We start from the raw sequence: 16,944 nt of genomic DNA, 5'->3' as shown, positions 1-16,944 counted from the left end.
TCGAGCGAGGACGGAAAGGCCAGGTCAGGTGATGGACTGGATACGACTTCCCGAGGCCGCACCCTCGTTCGGTGAGATGGTCGGCTGGGCTCCGCAGCCATTGCCGATGCTGCCGGTCATCGGAATCTTGATGGCGGCGTGGTACTGCTGGGGCGTCCATCGGGTGAAAGCGTCCGGAAGAGCATGGCCGTGGACGAGGACGGCCAGTTTCGTCTTCGGCTGCGTGCTACTGATTCTCGTCACGGGCCTGGCGGTCGAGGGGTACGGATACGAACTTTTCAGTATCTGGATGTTCCAGCATCTGACCCTCTCCATGGCCATTCCGCCACTTCTGGTTCTGGGCAGTCCTGGACTTCTTTTGCTGCGCTCCACGCCTCATTCAGGTTGGGGAATTCCGATTCTCACAGTTTCCCTGACGGCGCTTCGAAGCCGGACCGCGAAGATCCTGCTGCACCCCGGCGTCACAATTCCACTGTTCCTGTTCAGCTACTACGGCATTTACCTCTCGCCGGTCTTCGACCTGGTAGCGCGGTCCTGGATCGGTCACACAGGTCTCGAGCTCTTCTTCCTGGCCACCGGAGTACTGTTCATCGTCCCGGTGCTCTCCTCGGGGCCGTTGCCCGTCAAACAAAGCAACCTGGGTCGATGTTTCGACCTGTTCGTCGAAATGCCTCTCCACGTTTTCATCGGCGTGATCCTGATGATGGCAACTTCGCCACTCCTGAGTACCTTCACCAATCCGCCAGCCTCCTGGAATGTGGACCTGATGGCGGATCAACAAATGGCCGGCGCACTGGCTTGGTCCTACGGAGAACCGATCGCCTTGATCATCATGGTGGTTTTCGCGATGCGGTGGAAACGCGACGAATCCTTCACCAACGCCGCAGTCGACAAGAAGGTCGCACGCGAAGGCGATGTCGACCTCGATGCCTACAACGAGTTCCTGAGAACTCTTCCGCGCCGGTAAAGGTTTTCGACACGCCACGGTTCCGAGTGGTCCGCGGACGCCTATGGGGTTCAGTTCATCGGGATTGGTTGAGCATCCCTGTCCGCGAGGAGATTTTGCAGAGCTGTCGATTCCGCCTGCTGCGTGACAGCGATTTGTCGCGCGAGATTCGTCACGGCCGGGAGAGCGGCATTGTCGGCGGCGTACTGGGCCATGGGGATACCGCCCTGATGGTGGCGCAACAACAACTGTAGGTAGCGAATCTCGAAGGCAGGGCCGGTTAACGCACGTAGTTCGGCGAGCTCGGCAGAAGTTGCCATACCTGGCATCGATACAGCAGTCGCTTCGGCATCACTTTGCGCGGTGCTCATCCCTGGCATCGAATGATCCATCGATACCGAAGGCATCGGCATCCACTCCATGTACCCACCTGAACTACGGGCGGGGCGGTCCCACAGCGTCAGCCACCCCTGCATCATTCCTATCTGGCTTTGCTGAGTGGTGACGACGTCGAAGGCGAGAGTTCGAATGGCCGGGTCGGTGGCGTTGACCAGGGCAAGAGAGGACATCTCGACTGCTTGCCCGTGATGAACGGACATGTCCTGCGCGAAGCCGATATCCACGGACTCGGCGGATGACGTCCCGGATGAGGTGTCGGCGATCTTCCCTTGTACCCACAGTCCAATGACGATGCCGAGCAGCAAGGCGATGACGATACCGACGACCAACACCGCAGGCGGCGTGTGTCGGCGATCTGCGGGAGAGGCAGCCACTGGCTGGCGTTCGATCTGGTCCGTATCGCGTTGTTCAGCCATTGCCGCGATCTCCGGCTGTGGGCATCGGGGCGGGCGAAGCGGGGGCGACGCCGGCGGCTGGCGGATCCGCCGCGGGGATGGCGTCGGGACCCGGAGGGGATGGATCGAACGGGAAGGGTTCCTTCGGGTCGAATCCGCCCGGAACCGTCGCACAACTGGCACCGGGTTCCGGATGGGTGTTCGGATTCTGTCGGAGTGCGGTGATGAATTGCGCGATACGGGGGTCGTCGGCGCTCTCGACCTTGAGTTGGTGCCCCCATGACTGAAGAGAGATGGGTGCGCCGATGCCGGGGAAGGGGGACATCAGCGAATACGGTTCCCCGTCGACCCGGGAGGCGAGAGTGTCGATGTCGGACGAGTTCAACGCTTCGGGGTCGTACGACACCCAGATCGCGCCGTGTTCGAGGGAGTGCACCACGTTCTCGGTGCGTATCGGCTCCGGATAGACGACTCCGGTACACGTTGCCCAGTACTGATCGTGAGCACCTCCCGATGGCGGATTTTGATCGTATGCAACGCGCTGCGGCGCTTGAATATGACTGCCGGCTGCGTATTCGATCTCGCTCACGCCGTCGATCGACGTCGACGGGTCGGGATTGTCGGCACTCGGAGCGTACTTTTGGGCCTCGTTCTTATCGATTGCGCGAGGCACCACGTTGTACGCGATGACCGAGACCAAACCGACGATGACCAGGACTGCCAGCGATATCGCCCACGGAAATCCTCGGCCACCAGGCACCACGCCGCCTCGCGGCCGTGTGGGGGACTTTTTGCGGCTCTGGGTCATTGGTGAACTCGTTTCGCTTGTGCACTGGCACCGACACTGAATTACTATCATGCATAGTAATTCATGTTCTCGTTCTTTCACCCCGCCGAACCCGGTACATGCCTCTGAAGAGTGCCGAAGTGGCGAGAGAAAGCACGATCGCAGACAACGCGAGTTCCGGAATCGAACCCACACGTGTTGCCAACGTGAGATCGGAGCGAACGGCGATCTCGTCGGTCAATGCTTGTGCTGTGAAGATCTCGCTCTGTTGACGCACCACACCCGTTGGCGTGATGATTGCGCTGACACCGCTGGTTGCTGCGATCAGCACACTGCGGCCGTGTTCGACCGCCCGCACCCGCGACATGGCCAGCTGCTGAAAGGTCATCTCGGTCCGGCCGAAGGTCGCGTTGTTGGTGGGAACCGCGATGACGGTGGCTCCTGCCTTGACGGACTCGGTCACCAGATCGTCGAAGGCCACCTCGTAGCAGGTGGCAACAGCTATGTGGACGCCGTTGAGGTCGACGACGCCGTTCCCGTTCCCGGCAATGAAATTGCCTGCTGCATCGGCATACGACGACACTGCACGAACGATCGATCGGAGCGGCAGGTACTCCCCGAAGGGCACAAGCTGCCGTTTGATGTGTTGCTGCCCAGGGCCGTCCGTCGGATCCCAGACCATGGCACTGTTGATCGATGTTCCTGGCTCGCCCTGCAGGACCGTACCGACCAGGATCGGGGCGCCGATAGAACGGGCTGCTCGGTCCAGTCGATCCGCCGCATCCCGATTCGTCAAAGGATCTATATCCGAAGCGTTTTCGGGCCAGATGACAAGTCGTGGCCGGGCTGCTCGGCCCGCTGTGACCTCAGCTGCGAGTTGTTCGGTGCGGGCAACATGATTGTCGAGCACCGCTCGGCGTTGGGCGTTGAAATCCAGGCCCAGGCGCGGCACATTACCTTGAACGACGGTCGCCGTGACGACTTCGTCCGGGGTTACTTCAGGAGAACTCACCACGAAGGCACTCACGAACACGAGGACGATGGCCGTTCCACCCTTCATCAATGCCTGCCATCGAACACGGGAGGTTCCGGCCAGGGACCAGGCAAGGAGAGTTCCGGTCAGCGCGGTCACAAAGGACAACCCTGGTGCCCCGGCTATCGCCGTCAACGGTAGCAACGGACTGTCTGCTTGCCCGAAAGCTAAACGCCCCCAAGGGAAACCGCCGAACGGAACTCGACTACGAAGCGCTTCTGTGGTTACCCATGCGCCCGCAATCCACACCGGGTAGAGCGGAGCGCGACCGACCGCCACTGCCAGGACGCCGAACACTCCGAATGCGACCGCTTCTATCGACGCCAACGCCAACCACGGGATCGGACCCACGTACGCCCCGACCCACGGAAGCAAGGGCATGAAGAAGCCCAGCCCCGCCGCATAGCCGAATCCGAAACCTGCCCGGAGACTTCGCCCCCGGAGAACAACCGTCAGCAGGGCGATGGCGACAGGTGCGAGAAACCACAGCGTGCGCGGCGGGAAGCTGAGAAACAGCAGCCATCCAGCGCCCACCGAAAACGCGAAACGCAGAGCAATTCCGCCGCTGCGCCGCGCGGGCCGGACATCTTTGGGGCCTGAATCAGTGTGACCGTCGCTGACAAGTGCACATTCGAGGGAAGGGACCTTCACATGCTCACTCTCATCGGCGGAGAACTTCGCTGATCTGCCACCAACTTCTCGCGAAGGTCGTCGAATTCGCCGCCCCACCCGGCATGATCGGTCCTCGCCAATCCGCCGAGTTCGAGATCAACCTGCTCTGGTCCCGCCCCCGGGCGTAGACGGACCCACATCCGTCGCCTCCTGATCACGAGCGAGATCAGAAGTCCGAGCATCATCGTGACCGCAAAAACGAGAACCCACTGTTGCACAGGGTCGTACGACACCTGCAAATTGGCGAATTCCTTTGCGCCGTCGAACCGAACCTGTGTTCCATCGGTGAGAGTCCGCGTCTCTCCAGGGCGGAGGTTCACACGATCTTGTTTGACCAGCCTTCCTTGGTTGATCATTTCCTTGTTCAACGAGAAGATCGATTGCGGGATGCCGGTGTCCAGACCCGTATCGCCCTTGTAGATGTCGATCGCGACCGCAGGGTCACGCGCATCGGGAAACGACGAAGTCAGAAGCGTCCCGCTGAAGGAAGCGGTCGGCGCGAAGAGTCCCTCGATGGCGATCTGATTCTTCCGGCGCTCGTCCGGATTCGGAAACGATCCACCTGGCGGATCGAACCGCAACGCCCCACTGCTCAGGAACGTGACCGCATCGTCCGGTTGAAACTGCATCGTCTCGGTACGGGACTGTCCGTCGGGAAAAGTGACGGTGAACTGCGGCGCGTACCCATGGCCGGTCAGATAAACACGGGCACCGTCGGTACGCAGCGGTTCGTTGACCCGAAGACGATAGTCTTTCCAGGTATTGGTCGCGATATCCTGCCCGCTCTGATACGAAATGTTGGAGGTGAACATTTCGGCCTGACCAGTATCGAGATAATCTGCGGAAAAGTCGTTGACCTTGATGCAAAAGGGCGCGAGACCCGTGCCGTCAGTAGCACTTCCCGCGCGGAACGAGTCGTACACGGCAGGTGACGTATTACAGAAACCGGGGCCGCCGTCGGCAATGACGATCACCGAACCCTCGTACCCCACCAACTTGCCGATCGCGACGGTGACGAGCAACCCGATCAGCGAGAAGTGGAACACCAGATTCCCGGCCTCACGCAGATACCCCTTTTCCGCGGAAACCGATACCTCGGAATCCTTTTCGGACCTGACGGCTACCCGCCAGCCCTTGAGCGACTGCCGCACTCTGGTGAGGGCCTCGTCATGCGAGATGTCAACTACGCCGTGGAAATGGTGCGGCAACCTGGACAGATTCCGAGGTGCTCGTACAGGTTGGCTCCGAAGCGCGCCGAGATGCGCCTGCAGGCGTGGAACAAGACAGCCGATGAGAGAGAGAAACAGCAGGACGTAGATCGCAGTGAACCAGAAGCTGGAAAAGACGTCGAACAACTCCAGCTTGTCGAATAGCGGGCCGAGGGTTGGCTGCGCCGCGATGTACTGGGAAACTTTCTGTACGTTGAGATTTCGCTGAGGCAACATAGCACCGGGAAGTGCTGCGAGTGCCAAGAGGAACAGGAGCACGAGCGCGGTGCTCATCGACGTCAACCGGCGCCAATTGTGGCGCAGTAGTCGAACGCTTTCTCGGATAATCAGTCTCGGTAGGCGGCGGATGCGACCTCCCGCGGTGGCGTTATCTGTCATATCGGCAGCACGACCGAACTGACGAATTCGTTGCGTAACCAGCCGACGAACATGCCCCACACGCCGGTGACCAGTGCGAGCCCGACAGCGACGAGCATTATTCCGCCGACGATCTGAATCGTCCGTGAATGGCGTTTGAGCCACCCGACGCCGCGGAGAGCTTTCGCCGACCCGAACGCAAGCACGATGAACGGCAGTCCCAATCCCAGACAGTAGGCGACAATCAGTATCACGCCCCGCGCTGCTGTCGTGCCTTCAGTTCCGGCCGCCACCGAAATAACTCCGGCGAGGGTGGGGCCGAGACATGGTGTCCAACCCAACGCGAACACGCCCCCCAACAAGGGCGCGCCGGCAAGGGAGGAGATACGCCGCGGGGCGAACCGTGTGTCTTTCTGCAAGGCAGGAATCAAGCCGATGAAGGTCAACCCCATCACGATGGTGATCACACCACCCACCCGTTGGAGCAGGTCTTCGTTGATGCGCAGGGTTCCGATCACCCCGAACACCGACGCGGTGGCGAGAACGAACACCACGGTGAATCCGGCAACGAACATCGTTGCCGCGCCGGTAACCCGCCATCTGCCTGCAGGTTCCGAGGTCTCGTCGCCACGGGTCACCGCTGGAGAATCAGCTCCGGAAATGCCGGCCAGATACGACAGATATCCGGGAACGAGCGGCACCACACACGGCGATGCGAACGACACCAGACCGGCCAGAATGCACGCTGCTACGGCGAGCAGTAACGGGCCGCTCGCGGCGGCGGTCTGGAAGCTGGAGCCGACACCTTGGGCGAGTTCGTTCACCGCTCGGCCGCCACGCGCTCGATGACCGGTTGCAGATCCTCGGTGAGAAGTGCGCGAAGAAACACAGCGGCGACGCGCTGTCTGCGATCCAACACCAAGGTGGAGGGAATCACGCTTGTCGGATAGTTTCCGCCGAGCGCTGTCAAAGTTCTCATCGACGGGTCGTAGATCGAGGGGTAGCTGACGTTGTTGTCGACGACGAAGTCCTGGGCCTTGTCTCGTTGAGGATCTCGAACGTTGATCCCGAGAAACTGAACACCGAGACTTTCGGTTGCTTCGTACGCGCGCTCGAGATCGTCGGCCTCGGACCGGCACGGGGCGCACCATTGCCCCCACAGATTGATCACGACGACCTGACCGGCGTAATCAGTGAGTGAAATATCGCTACCGTCGGCCATGAGGTCAGGTCCGGCCAATACACCGATCATGTTTCGCGATTCGGGCGGGTCGTACAAAATATCGGTTTGTCCTCCCGGTGACACGAAATCGAAATTCGCACCCGAAGCGACTGCATCGGTGCCGGTTGCACATCCACTCGCGGCGACGACGATCGCAGTGAGAATAGCGACCAGTGGGAGGATGCGGGTCGGTTTTCCGAGTACGCGTTGTCTCGATTTGCGAGGGAGTGCGGGGGCATTCATTTCATCAACTCACTTACAGCGGAGCGTATTTGGTCAGTGTTTTCGAAAACCATGGGGGTTGTAATCTGTTCGACGGACCCGTCTTGTTGGACGAGAAAGCTCAGCGGCAGAACTGGCGGCGCCGATAGCGCAATTCCGATGTCGTCGACCGCAGCGAACGAGGGATAGTGCACGCCTGCAGCGGTGAGAAGCGCTAGTGCTGTGGACATGTCGTCCTGGACGTTGATCCCGACTACTCGGATGGAGCCCGGAGTACCTGCATAGTCATTCAGGACCGGGATTTCCGATCGGCACGGCCCGCACCACGAGGCCCAGAGGTTGATCAGGGTCGGCTCCCCGGACAGCGCTGCACCGAGGTCGACCACAGTATTCTCGCCAAGACACGTCGCTTTGATTCCCAGGAGTTCTCCTCCAGCGGGCGGTACTGCCGGGGCCACAGGACAGGGAACCGCTGCTGCCGCGGACTTCGAGGAAAACCCCGAGTCGACGCGATCTTCATCTGCCTGGGCGGCCGGAGGCACTTGAGGCCGGGTCGAGGAATGGGTCTCGGTTGACGTTGATCGAGGCCAGATCGCCACGACGAGAAGACCGATCACAACCAGGAAGAGCAGGAACCACCGAGACTGTGCCTGCATGCACTTCCTCCAAGCGTGGTGCGGTGAACCGGGACAACACTGAACTACTATTGTGCATAGTAGACATATGGTTCGTTCTGTCGCCCCCGCCAACCAGAGGCGGGATCCGAACCCGAGAATCGAGCATCGTGAAACGCCAGTCCGCTCCGAAGGGCCGTATCAATCCACCAGTCAGCCCAGAAATTGCGGCACTGGGTGCCCATCAAGCACCGCAGACGCGCGTGGCGCGGATCAACCGTGTAGCACGGTCAAAGCTCGTGCGTCTGGTGATGTACTACACCGCGGTTCGACTCGCCCTGATCGCCGGCCTCGCAGTGATCATCATGGGAATCAACGCCATACTCGAACTCGAAATCCCCGGTGTGTTAGCACTGTTCGGGGCGGTGCTGCTCGGATTCGCCATCTCTGCGATCGCGTTCCGGTCATTGCGCCGCCGGATCAATGAAGAAGTGATGGTCGTAGATGAAAAACGGCGTGCAATGCGCACCCGGTGAAGGGTTCCCTCCGGTTAGGTGCGCGTGAAAGCTCCAGTAACGAAAATGCCCAGCATCGGTGCCACAACCTGTCTTTTTTGGACGTATGACCGCTCAAAGCTGCCTTCCTGGGTGATGCCGAGGGCGCGCGATCATGCATTGATTGGCATTGGGATGAAGATGTCAGGTGACGGGATCAGGTGCGGAGTCGGCGGTATCCGTGGTGGTCTCGAGTTTCGGAATCGGTACAAGCTGCGGGATCAGGCGGACGAGACTCGAGCAGGCGCAGTACGGAGGACCGTTGAGTCAGCTCGCCCTTGTGAGGAACCCCGGGGCTGCTGCTGGAGACGACCCTGTTGGGACCACCGGTGGGTGGCCGATACTTTCACTCATCGCCCTCTACATCAGCTGTGGGCGCAGCCATACCGAACGCACCCCTCAGTGCAGCAACGGTAGGAGCGCCACCGACCTCGCCCGTGGAATCTCGATAGAGCCTGCATGACACGTTGGGGACCTGGTCCGGTTCGGCAAACGGATCGCGGCCGTCGACGAGCAACGTCGGCGATCCGGTCATGCCCGCAAGCCTTGCGGATCGAGGATCGTCGACGATTACGTGGCGCAGTTCCCAATCGATGGACTCCTCCGCGAGAACGTGCTCGATCCGTTGTTCGAGGAGCTGCACGTTCGGGCAGTCCGGGACTTGCAAAATTTCAAGGTGCATCATGGTGTTCCTCCGTCGGCGTGTGGTTTCGAGTATGCGGCAGTGCAGGACAGCTCGCGGTAAACGAAACCCAGGACTGGTAGGTCTGCATTTTCTCGGCAAGATCGTCAGGTATCGGCATCGGTGTCATAAGACCGGCACGAGTTCGTTCGGTGTTGCCCTCCGGATAGCGGCCCAGTGCGGATCCCGGGGCGGCGACGACGATGATGCGAAGAACCTGCCCGACGGCTTCGCGGCAGTCACGCTGATGTAAGGCCAGGGGAGCATGGCGAGGTGGTTTGTGTGGCCATGGACAGGGCTGGGAGAGGACATGTGTGCGTTCGAGGTGATGCCAACGCTGGGTGTCATCGCTGGTGCGGCCGGCTGCGGTCCTCTTTGCGGGCCGAAACGCGACGGCGCTGTGTCGGTCGTGCAAGCGATGCGCTTCGTGTAGACACTGCGCAATTGTGCGAGCATTCGGTTCATCGGATGCAGAGCCGGCGGCAGGTGCTGCAGGTCTTCGCCCATCAGAGCAACATCGGCGGTCTCGATGGCCACGTCGGAACCCATCGCGCCCATGGCAATGCCCAAGTCGGCGGTGGCCAGGGCGGGGGCGTCGTTGACACCGTCCCCGACCATTGCCGTCGGGCGGTTCGCACGCAAGGTTTCCACGATCCGTGCCTTGTCCTCCGGGCGCAGGTCGGCGTGCACGTCGTCGATCCCGACGTCGGCGGCCAGCGCCTGGGCGGTGCGTTCGTTGTCGCCGGTGAGCATCGCGACGGTGTACCCGCCGCGTCGTAGCCCGGCGATCACCTCATGTGCTTCCGGTCGGAGCTCGTCTCGTACGGCGACTGCCCCGATGACGGTTCCGGCGCGCTCGATCCACGCCACGAGTTCCCGAGACCTCTCACCGATGGCGTGGCCGCCGCACCCGGACTGAGTCGTCTCGACGGATGCGCCGACGTGTGCGTCGGCTACCCAGAAAGCGGTACCTCGCCTGGGCACTCGACGACCCGGACGGCCCACCCCCTCGGGTGGGCGCCCGAGAGGAGCGAACGGCCTACCCGAGCGTATACCCCCAGGGGTACTTGCATACCCCCCTGGGTATATGCAACAGTGGGTAGACGCTCGTCAGAAAGGACTGTCTATGTGTTACCCCGTCCCGTGCCCGATATGCGACAAGATCGCGTGGGCAGGTTGCGATCGACATGTCGACGACGTCACGAAGGATGTTTCACGGCCTCGGCAGTGCACCTGCTCTGCTGAGACCGTTGGTCCTATCGATCGGCGCCAGCGCCTCGCGATCGCTGTTTCGCCGCCAATCCCGGTCGCGAGTGCAAGGGCCTAACCTTCCAATTGGGTCAGGTTTACCGAGGTCTAGCTCGCTCATTTGAATACCCCAGCCCGTATTTTAGGAGAAGTTATGTCTGTGCCCGACACCGTGACGGCCACCGGTCGTGACGATCGTGATCGCGTATCTACACCCGGCATACTCGGACGCCTGGGAAGCGCGATGGTCGCACGCCGCCGATGGGTGTTCGGTGTCTGGCTGATCGCGCTTGTCGCGCTCGGATCTGCAGCGCCGTCGGTTTTTTCGTCACTGGCGGGTGCTGGGTGGCAAGCCAACGGATCCGAATCGGTCCAGGTCCGTGAACTCGCGCAACAGCATTTCGGCGGGAACTCCTCGGCCGCGGTTCAGGTGGTGGTCCATTCGGACACCGCGTCGATCGACGATCCCACCGTGCAGCAGAGACTCATCGACGTCACAGCTGTGTTCGACGGTGACACCCGGTTCGGTGCCGTCATCGCCCCACAGCCTGGTATGACCATCAGCCCCGACGGCCACACCGGCATCCTCATCGCCGGCGCCAACGCAAACGCGGACGACATGGTCAAAGCCGTCGACGATGTCAAAGACGAGCTGACCGCACTCTCCGGCGACGGTATCGAGGTCTATCCCACCGGATCCTCCGCGTTGTGGTCCGACTTCAACAAAGCCAACCACGATGCGATGATTCAGGCTGAACTATTCTCTTGGCCAGTCACTTTGGCGATCATGGTGCTCGCATTCGGCTCCCTCGTCGCTGCCGGGCTGCCGCTGTTGCTCACAGTGGCCGGACTCGTCGCCTCCGCCGGCGGTTTGGTGCTGCTCAACGAGGTCACACCGATCTCGGTATGGGCGATGAATTTCGCGATGATGTTCGCCCTCGCTCTCGGCATCGACTACGCCTTGTTCATCGTCGCCCGCTTCCGCGACGCCCTCCGTACGGCCGATCCACGAGCAGCCGTTGCCGAAACCATGGACACCGCAGGCAAAGCGGTGCTCCTGTCCGGACTTACCGTCCTGGTCAGCCTCTCGGCAGTGCTGCTCGTTCCCGCACCGGCCGTGCGCACCATGGCCGTAGGCATCATGCTGGCCGTCACGTTCGTTCTGATCGCCACCATGACACTTCTTCCGGCCACGCTGGGCGCACTCGGCCCCAAGGTCAACGCAGCATCCCTGCCTTACGCGAAACGCCAACAGCACCGATCCCCGAAGTTCGCTGCGTGGGGCGAATTGCTTCACAAGTACCCATGGCCGTTCGCGCTGGTCTCCGTCGGCATCCTCGTCGCCCTGGCCTTACCTGTCCTGGGACTGAAGGTGGCAATGCCGTCCATCGCTGTCGTTCCCGACGATGCGCCCGTTCGGCAAGGTTACGAGTTGGTTCAGGCCCAGTTCGGTGACGGGGCACCCGGCGCGCTGCAGATAGTTGTCCCGTCTTCCGATGCGGCTGCTACCGCCGCGGCAGCGAGCAGCGTCGACGGGATCTCGATGGTCACCCCGCCCACACCATCAACAGACGATTCGAACTACACACTGCTGCAAGCGTTTCCTGCCGTGGACCCTTCCGCAGAGGCCATGGGCACGATCCTCGGTGACCTACGCGCACAACTACCGGAGTCCGCGCTCGTCGGCGGCGCGCCAGCGGAGAACCTCGACCTGCAGCAAGCCCTGAACGACTACCTACCGTTGGTTATCGGGATCATCCTCGCCCTCGGCTTCATCCTGCTGCTCGTCGCTCTGCAGGTACCACTGATCGCGATCCTCGGCACCGCCGTCAGTTTGCTGTCGACCGCCGCAGCGTTCGGGGTTGCGAAGCTGATCTTCCAAGACGGACACGGATCGTCGCTGCTCGGCTTCACCCCTCAAGGTTTCCTCGACGGCTGGGGGCCGGTGTTCTTCTTCGCGATGATCTTTGCCATCGCCATGGACTACACCGTGTTCCTGCTCGCCACCGCGAAAGAACACTACGAGAAGACCGGGGACCCGAAGGCTGCTCAGGTCGACGGCCTCGCGCACTCCGGACGCGTCATCTTCGCCGCTGCGGCGGTCATGGTCGCCGTGTTCTTCACCTTCGCGCTCTCCGATCCGCTCCCACCCAAGGAAATGGGCATCATCCTCGGCGTCGCGGTGTTGCTCGACGCCTTCCTGATCAGGCTGATCCTGCTCCCGGTCCTGCTCCGGCTGAGCGGTCACGCTGCATGGTGGGCACCGGGCTGGCTGCGCAGAATGTTGCCGTCGATCCGCTTCTCGCACTGACCATTACAACACCTCACGGAGGAATCATGACCGATCCGAACATCACGCATTCGAGCACGTCTGCCGGGTGGCCGATCGAACGTATCGTCCCCGCACTGGCCGCCGGCGTCACCGCGACGGGCCTGACCCTCGGCGAACTCCACGCACCACGGTGGAGGCTGCTCAGCGCCTTCGCCGCCGCGAACCTCGCCCTCTACGCCGCGGTCGGCTGGTGCCCGGCAAGTGCGCTTCTCACCAGAGCGGGCGTACCAAGTCTTCGCCACCCCCGAAGCGGATAGGCACACAATTGCCGCAGTTCGACGAACGGAAGGAATTCTCCACCATGACCATCGCACTCTCGACCACCTTGACCGACACCGACTTCGAGACGGCGGTCACCGCCACCAAAGCAGCACTGTCCGAGCAAGGCTTCGGTGTGCTGACCGAAATTGACATGCAGGCCACCCTGAAAGCCAAACTTGGCACAGACATGGAGAAGTATCTGATCCTAGGCGCGTGCAATCCCACGCTTGCACACCGCGCCGTAGGAATCGTGCGTGAGATCGGCCTGCTACTGCCCTGCAACGTCGTCGTCCGTGCCGACACCACCGCCGGATCGGTCATCGTCGAGGCGATGAACCCGGACCTCATGGTCCAAGTGACGGGCGAACCAGCACTGTCAGATGTCGCGGCCGAGGCCACCACCAAACTCCAAGCCGCCCTGGACACGCTCGGCAGTCGGGATGCAGTGCGCAGTTGATGACGTTGACCCTGGCGCTGGCGCTCGGCCTCACCGTCGGAATCCTGCTCGGTCTCCTCGGAGGCGGTGGATCGATCCTCGCTGTCCCGATCCTCGTGTACGCTCTCGGGTTCCCCCTGCCGGAGGCGATACCGACTTCGCTGTTGGTGATCGGTGTCGCCTCCGCGGTCGGGGTCATCTCCAAGGTGCGGGCGCGGCTCATCGAATGGCGACTCGCGGCAATCTTCGCCGCCACCGGAGTCCTCGGCACCCTGGCCGGCACTGCCCTTGGCAAGCATCTACCTGAAACTGCCGTGATGATCGGCTTTGCGATCGTCATGATCCTCGCGGGGGCACGCATGCTGCGCAGCCCCGACAATCCCGGAACCGCCTGCAGGACGAGCAATTCCGGGATCAACTGGCGCCGATGCGCACCTCGGTCCATACCGACCGGATTCGGCGTCGGTGTCCTTACCGGACTGTTCGGCGTCGGCGGGGGCTTCTTGATCATCCCCGCATTGGTTCTGCTGCTGGGAATCGAGATGAGTGTCGCCGTCGGAACCTCTTTGGTGGTCATCGTCGCCAACTCCGCCGCCGGACTCATCGCTCAGGCCGACGGCCTAGGTGGAAACTGGCCCTTGACGGCAGCGTTCGCAGGTTCAGCCATTGCGGGTTCGTTGGTGGCCGGACGATTCGGTACACGCATCGCCACGGACTCACTTCGGCAGTGGTTCGCCTACCTGGTGTTTGTCGTGGCAGGTTACGTCCTCATCGACACTCTCGTTCTCGGATGATCTACCGTGCACCCCGTTGGATGCCCCCGGGGGTAATCTGGCAATTTCTGGCATCATCATGCATCTGAAGGAGACCCCATGATCGGCGACGAAGACAGCATCGCATTGGTCCTCAACCGCCTCCGCCGCGCACACGGCCAACTCTCGGGAGTGATCGGCATGATCGAGAACGGACGCGATTGCAAAGACGTTGTCACCCAGCTCGCCGCTGTTTCCAGGGCCCTCGACAAAGCTGGCTTCAAGATCGTCGCTACCGGTCTCCGAGAGTGCATGACAGGCGAAGCGGCAGACAACAAAGAACCCATGACCGAAGCAGAACTGGAAAAGCTCTTCCTGGCGCTGGCCTGAACGCCCGCTTCACATCAGGAACGAGGCCGACCGACAACATGTAGGAGCTCCCCATGAGCACGACCGACCCGGACATCGCCATCATTGAAACTTCCAGCCTCGGCGACCGCAGCTATCTGATCAGCCACGACGGTATCGCCGTGGTGATCGATCCACAACGCGACATCGACCGCGTCCGGGCGCTGGCAGCAGAAAAGAACGCTGTCATCACCCACGTGCTGGAAACTCACATCCACAACGACTACGTCACTGGCGGCCTGGAACTTGCGCGCGCCACGGGTGCCGAATACGTCGTCCCGGACGGCGATCCGGTCGAATACGAGCGCCGAGCAGTCGTCGACGGCGATGTCGTCGACGCGGGATCGACGACGTTCGAGGTCATGCACACCCCAGGGCATACTCATCACCACGTCAGTTACGTTCTGCACCGGCGCGGCGAGCCGATCGCAATCTTCACCGGCGGCTCCATGCTCTACGGGTCCACCGGGCGCACTGACCTGCTCGGCTCCGAGCACACTGATGAACTGACCCACGCGCAGTACCATTCGGTCCGCCGTATCGCGGCCGAACTGGCCGCTGAGGTGGAGGTCTACCCCACACATGGGTTCGGTAGCTTCTGTGCCGCAACTCCGACCAGCGGGGACTCATCCACCATCGGTGAACAGCAGCAGTCCAACCCCGCACTGACTCAGGACGAACACACCTATGTCGACGAGCTGATCGCGGGCCTGTCTGCATATCCCGCGTACTACGCCCATATGGGCGTCATCAACACCAAAGGGCCGGCCCCGATCGACCTGTCCATGCCCGAGCCCGTCGATCCAGACGAACTACGTCGCCGCATCGACGCCGGGCAATGGGTCGTTGACCTACGAGCACGCACCGCTTTCGCCGCCGGCCACGTCGATGGCTCTCTCGGGTTCGAACTGTCGACCAGCTTCGTCACCTATCTCGGATGGCTTTATCAGTGGGGCGTGCCGTTGACGCTGATCGGTGAAACAACCGACCAGATCGCCGAGGCGACCCGCGAGCTGGCTCGGATCGGCATCGACAGTCCCTCCGGATCCGCCGTCGGTGAGATTCACTCGCTCGTCGGCGACGGAAAGGTCCGCTCCTACGATGTATCCGACTTCGCCGGACTCGCGGCGGCCACCGGCGAACGTGAGATAAGCGTCCTCGATGCGCGTCAACAGTCCGAGTACGCGGACAGCCACCTTCCTGGTGCCGTGAACATCCCCCTCCACGAGCTACCACACCGACTCGAGGAAGTTTCCGCGGCCGAAGTGTGGGTGCACTGCGCATCCGGTTACCGCGCATCGATCGCCGCTTCACTTCTCGACCGCGAACACCGCACAGTGGTCCTCATCGACGATGACTACGAGCATGCCGTGCAGCTCGGCCTCCACACATCGCCCGCCTGACGAATGCGCCGCCGCTGCGCAAGCCGCACGATGCGAGTGGTTCACGGGGCTGATCTCCCCGATTTCAGCAAACGGCCATCGGATAATTCCGACAGAGGGCAGGAAGCCCAACCCCTGCCCGTGCCGACGTCCGAGAAGGCGGCCACCGCTGGTCCAACGATCATTCGGGCGCCGTCCGAGTTTGTCGTTCTGCCAATTCGCACTGGATCTTCCGCTCGCCTTTGCTTCGGTGGCCGGACCGTTGTGACGCGCCATGCACGGTTCCGGCCGGGATGCGGTGCGCGGAGTCGCAGACATCCGCGTGCCCCGGCGACCGCGAGGAGCCGGGACGGATCAAGGTGCCACCGTGCCAGCAGTGTCGGTCATGCCGCGGCGGCGATCAGGCGGCCGATCACACCGGATTCGAGCAGGATGATGACGCCCAGCCCGATGAAGACTGTGGGCACGAGCCAGTGCTCGACGCGCTCGAGGGTGTCGATGACCTTCTTGTGGGTGCCGAGCATTCTGCCGGCGGCGCACCAGAGTCCGACACAGATCAGGAACACGGCGATGGTAACGATGGTCTGGGGCGCACCGAGAGTGCGGAAGACCGGGGTGTAGACGGCGATGTTGTCGGCGCCGTTGGCGATGGTGATGGCGGCGACGCTGATCGTCCCGGCCGCGACCACTACGGGTTCACCGTCTCCGTCGCTGCGTAAGCCCTGGATCAGTCCCCAGATTCCTAGCGACAGGGGAAGTAATCCGAGTAGTCCAACCCAGTCCTCGGGCACGATCACCAACCCGAGGGCGGCGACCACACTGATCGCGACGAGGGTGATCAGGCCGAGGTACTGGCCGGCAACGATCTGCCATGCCCGCGGCCGTCCTTGACTGGCGGAGGCGACGAACAGGACGGTCAGTACGACGATGTCGTCGATGTTGGTGCCGGCGAACATCGCTACCGCCGCGGCGATGGTGCCGATCATCCTCGCATCCGGCGGCTGCCGCGGCGC

Annotated in this window: 18 protein-coding genes and 1 pseudogene; 8 read left to right on the top strand and 11 right to left on the bottom strand. The window is 62.1% G+C overall.

Annotated elements, in window-relative coordinates; genetic code table 11:
* The first annotated feature begins 31 nt into the window (after positions 1 to 31).
* Positions 32 to 967 carry a cytochrome c oxidase assembly protein gene (locus ATN38_RS17885; RefSeq protein ID WP_037131609.1) on the top strand — a complete coding sequence of 312 codons (936 nt, stop codon included), beginning with the start codon at positions 32 to 34 and terminating at the stop codon, positions 965 to 967.
* 50 nt (positions 968 to 1,017) lie between these two features.
* Here the strand turns inward: ATN38_RS17885 and ATN38_RS17880 are convergent, their stop codons facing one another.
* From ATN38_RS17880 to ATN38_RS17850, 7 genes are all read right to left on the bottom strand, one after another.
* The gene (locus ATN38_RS17880; RefSeq protein ID WP_003944664.1) at positions 1,018 to 1,761 is read right to left on the bottom strand and encodes a DUF305 domain-containing protein; all 744 of its coding nucleotides are present in this window, start codon (positions 1,759 to 1,761) and stop codon (positions 1,018 to 1,020) included.
* Positions 1,754 to 2,548: a DUF3105 domain-containing protein gene (locus tag ATN38_RS17875; protein WP_041814189.1), complete on the bottom strand. Its 795-nt coding sequence runs from the start codon at positions 2,546 to 2,548 to the stop codon at positions 1,754 to 1,756. Before ATN38_RS17875 ends, ATN38_RS17880 begins: the two co-directional genes overlap by 8 nt.
* A 61-nt stretch (positions 2,549 to 2,609) precedes the next feature.
* Entirely contained in the window at positions 2,610 to 4,211 is a 1,602-nt protein-coding gene (gene lnt / locus ATN38_RS17870; protein ID WP_003944595.1) for an apolipoprotein N-acyltransferase, read from the bottom strand.
* Positions 4,208 to 5,734, bottom strand: coding sequence for a cytochrome c biogenesis protein ResB (locus ATN38_RS17865; protein WP_229757318.1), 1,527 nt, complete (start codon positions 5,732 to 5,734; stop codon positions 4,208 to 4,210). The genes lnt and ATN38_RS17865 overlap by 4 nt, the downstream gene beginning before the upstream one ends.
* A 101-nt stretch (positions 5,735 to 5,835) precedes the next feature.
* The gene (locus tag ATN38_RS17860; RefSeq protein ID WP_003944619.1) at positions 5,836 to 6,642 is read right to left on the bottom strand and encodes a cytochrome c biogenesis CcdA family protein; all 807 of its coding nucleotides are present in this window, start codon (positions 6,640 to 6,642) and stop codon (positions 5,836 to 5,838) included.
* Positions 6,639 to 7,283: a TlpA disulfide reductase family protein gene (locus ATN38_RS17855; RefSeq protein ID WP_003944594.1), complete on the bottom strand. Its 645-nt coding sequence runs from the start codon at positions 7,281 to 7,283 to the stop codon at positions 6,639 to 6,641. The genes ATN38_RS17860 and ATN38_RS17855 overlap by 4 nt, the downstream gene beginning before the upstream one ends.
* A complete protein-coding gene (locus tag ATN38_RS17850) occupies positions 7,280 to 7,918 on the bottom strand; it encodes a TlpA disulfide reductase family protein (protein ID WP_003944602.1) in 639 nt (212 codons plus the stop codon). Before ATN38_RS17850 ends, ATN38_RS17855 begins: the two co-directional genes overlap by 4 nt.
* 128 nt (positions 7,919 to 8,046) lie before the next feature.
* On the opposite strand from ATN38_RS17850, the gene ATN38_RS33215 reads away from it, so the two are divergent.
* The gene (locus tag ATN38_RS33215; RefSeq protein WP_019747393.1) at positions 8,047 to 8,412 is read left to right on the top strand and encodes a DUF4229 domain-containing protein; all 366 of its coding nucleotides are present in this window, start codon (positions 8,047 to 8,049) and stop codon (positions 8,410 to 8,412) included.
* Between the two features lie 364 nt (positions 8,413 to 8,776).
* Here ATN38_RS33215 and ATN38_RS17840 read toward each other — a convergent pair whose 3' ends face one another.
* The 3 genes and pseudogenes from ATN38_RS17840 to ATN38_RS32835 all read right to left on the bottom strand — a co-directional run.
* Positions 8,777 to 9,115: a hypothetical protein gene (locus ATN38_RS17840; protein ID WP_003944633.1), complete on the bottom strand. Its 339-nt coding sequence runs from the start codon at positions 9,113 to 9,115 to the stop codon at positions 8,777 to 8,779.
* Positions 9,102 to 9,527 (bottom strand): DUF3703 domain-containing protein, encoded by a 426-nt coding sequence (locus ATN38_RS32840; RefSeq protein ID WP_087503898.1) that lies wholly within the window; start codon positions 9,525 to 9,527, stop codon positions 9,102 to 9,104. Before ATN38_RS32840 ends, ATN38_RS17840 begins: the two co-directional genes overlap by 14 nt.
* Before the next feature lie 56 nt (positions 9,528 to 9,583).
* Positions 9,584 to 9,970 (bottom strand): annotated as a pseudogene (locus tag ATN38_RS32835) (HAD-IC family P-type ATPase); the annotation flags it as partial.
* Positions 9,971 to 10,514: 544 nt separating this feature from the next.
* Between ATN38_RS32835 and ATN38_RS17830 the strand changes: the two are divergent.
* The 6 genes from ATN38_RS17830 to ATN38_RS17805 all read left to right on the top strand — a co-directional run bounded on the left by ATN38_RS17830 (position 10,515) and on the right by ATN38_RS17805 (position 15,952).
* Positions 10,515 to 12,671, top strand: coding sequence for an MMPL family transporter (locus ATN38_RS17830; protein WP_037131615.1), 2,157 nt, complete (start codon positions 10,515 to 10,517; stop codon positions 12,669 to 12,671).
* A 26-nt stretch (positions 12,672 to 12,697) separates the two neighbouring features.
* A complete protein-coding gene (locus ATN38_RS17825; RefSeq protein ID WP_003944652.1) occupies positions 12,698 to 12,949 on the top strand; it encodes a YgaP-like transmembrane domain in 252 nt (83 codons plus the stop codon).
* Between the two features lie 44 nt (positions 12,950 to 12,993).
* Positions 12,994 to 13,410, top strand: a complete 417-nt coding sequence (locus ATN38_RS17820) for a DUF302 domain-containing protein (protein ID WP_011133463.1) — start codon at positions 12,994 to 12,996, stop codon at positions 13,408 to 13,410.
* A complete protein-coding gene (locus ATN38_RS17815) occupies positions 13,410 to 14,183 on the top strand; it encodes a sulfite exporter TauE/SafE family protein (RefSeq protein ID WP_003944622.1) in 774 nt (257 codons plus the stop codon). Before ATN38_RS17820 ends, ATN38_RS17815 begins: the two co-directional genes overlap by 1 nt.
* 78 nt (positions 14,184 to 14,261) lie before the next feature.
* Positions 14,262 to 14,531 (top strand): metal-sensitive transcriptional regulator, encoded by a 270-nt coding sequence (locus ATN38_RS17810; protein ID WP_003944639.1) that lies wholly within the window; start codon positions 14,262 to 14,264, stop codon positions 14,529 to 14,531.
* Positions 14,532 to 14,584: 53 nt separating this feature from the next.
* The gene (locus ATN38_RS17805) at positions 14,585 to 15,952 is read left to right on the top strand and encodes a rhodanese-like domain-containing protein (protein ID WP_003944677.1); all 1,368 of its coding nucleotides are present in this window, start codon (positions 14,585 to 14,587) and stop codon (positions 15,950 to 15,952) included.
* 362 nt (positions 15,953 to 16,314) lie between these two features.
* Here the strand turns inward: ATN38_RS17805 and ATN38_RS17800 are convergent, their stop codons facing one another.
* Positions 16,315 to 16,917, bottom strand: a complete 603-nt coding sequence (locus ATN38_RS17800) for a cadmium resistance transporter (RefSeq protein WP_003944587.1) — start codon at positions 16,915 to 16,917, stop codon at positions 16,315 to 16,317.
* Between the last annotated feature and the right edge of the window lie 27 nt (positions 16,918 to 16,944).

Source organism: Rhodococcus sp. FH8, from assembly GCF_019266085.1.
Lineage (GTDB): Bacteria > Actinomycetota > Actinomycetes > Mycobacteriales > Mycobacteriaceae > Rhodococcus_F > Rhodococcus_F qingshengii.
This window is presented reverse-complemented; position numbering and strand designations above follow the sequence as displayed.

What these genes read in the sequence shown, in the direction of transcription:
- ATN38_RS17885 (WP_037131609.1), top strand. Translation starts at nt 32, where the DNA reads ATGGACTGGATACGACTTCCCGAGGCCGCACCCTCGTTCGGTGAGATG.
- ATN38_RS17880 (WP_003944664.1), bottom strand. Translation starts at nt 1,761, where the DNA reads ATGGCTGAACAACGCGATACGGACCAGATCGAACGCCAGCCAGTGGCT.
- ATN38_RS17875 (WP_041814189.1), bottom strand. Translation starts at nt 2,548, where the DNA reads ATGACCCAGAGCCGCAAAAAGTCCCCCACACGGCCGCGAGGCGGCGTG.
- ATN38_RS17865 (WP_229757318.1), bottom strand. Translation starts at nt 5,734, where the DNA reads ATGAGCACCGCGCTCGTGCTCCTGTTCCTCTTGGCACTCGCAGCACTT.
- ATN38_RS17855 (WP_003944594.1), bottom strand. Translation starts at nt 7,283, where the DNA reads ATGAATGCCCCCGCACTCCCTCGCAAATCGAGACAACGCGTACTCGGA.
- ATN38_RS17850 (WP_003944602.1), bottom strand. Translation starts at nt 7,918, where the DNA reads ATGCAGGCACAGTCTCGGTGGTTCCTGCTCTTCCTGGTTGTGATCGGT.
- ATN38_RS17840 (WP_003944633.1), bottom strand. Translation starts at nt 9,115, where the DNA reads ATGATGCACCTTGAAATTTTGCAAGTCCCGGACTGCCCGAACGTGCAG.
- ATN38_RS17830 (WP_037131615.1), top strand. Translation starts at nt 10,515, where the DNA reads ATGTCTGTGCCCGACACCGTGACGGCCACCGGTCGTGACGATCGTGAT.
- ATN38_RS17825 (WP_003944652.1), top strand. Translation starts at nt 12,698, where the DNA reads ATGACCGATCCGAACATCACGCATTCGAGCACGTCTGCCGGGTGGCCG.
- ATN38_RS17820 (WP_011133463.1), top strand. Translation starts at nt 12,994, where the DNA reads ATGACCATCGCACTCTCGACCACCTTGACCGACACCGACTTCGAGACG.
- ATN38_RS17815 (WP_003944622.1), top strand. Translation starts at nt 13,410, where the DNA reads ATGACGTTGACCCTGGCGCTGGCGCTCGGCCTCACCGTCGGAATCCTG.
- ATN38_RS17810 (WP_003944639.1), top strand. Translation starts at nt 14,262, where the DNA reads ATGATCGGCGACGAAGACAGCATCGCATTGGTCCTCAACCGCCTCCGC.
- ATN38_RS17805 (WP_003944677.1), top strand. Translation starts at nt 14,585, where the DNA reads ATGAGCACGACCGACCCGGACATCGCCATCATTGAAACTTCCAGCCTC.
- ATN38_RS17800 (WP_003944587.1), bottom strand. Translation starts at nt 16,917, where the DNA reads ATGATCGGCACCATCGCCGCGGCGGTAGCGATGTTCGCCGGCACCAAC.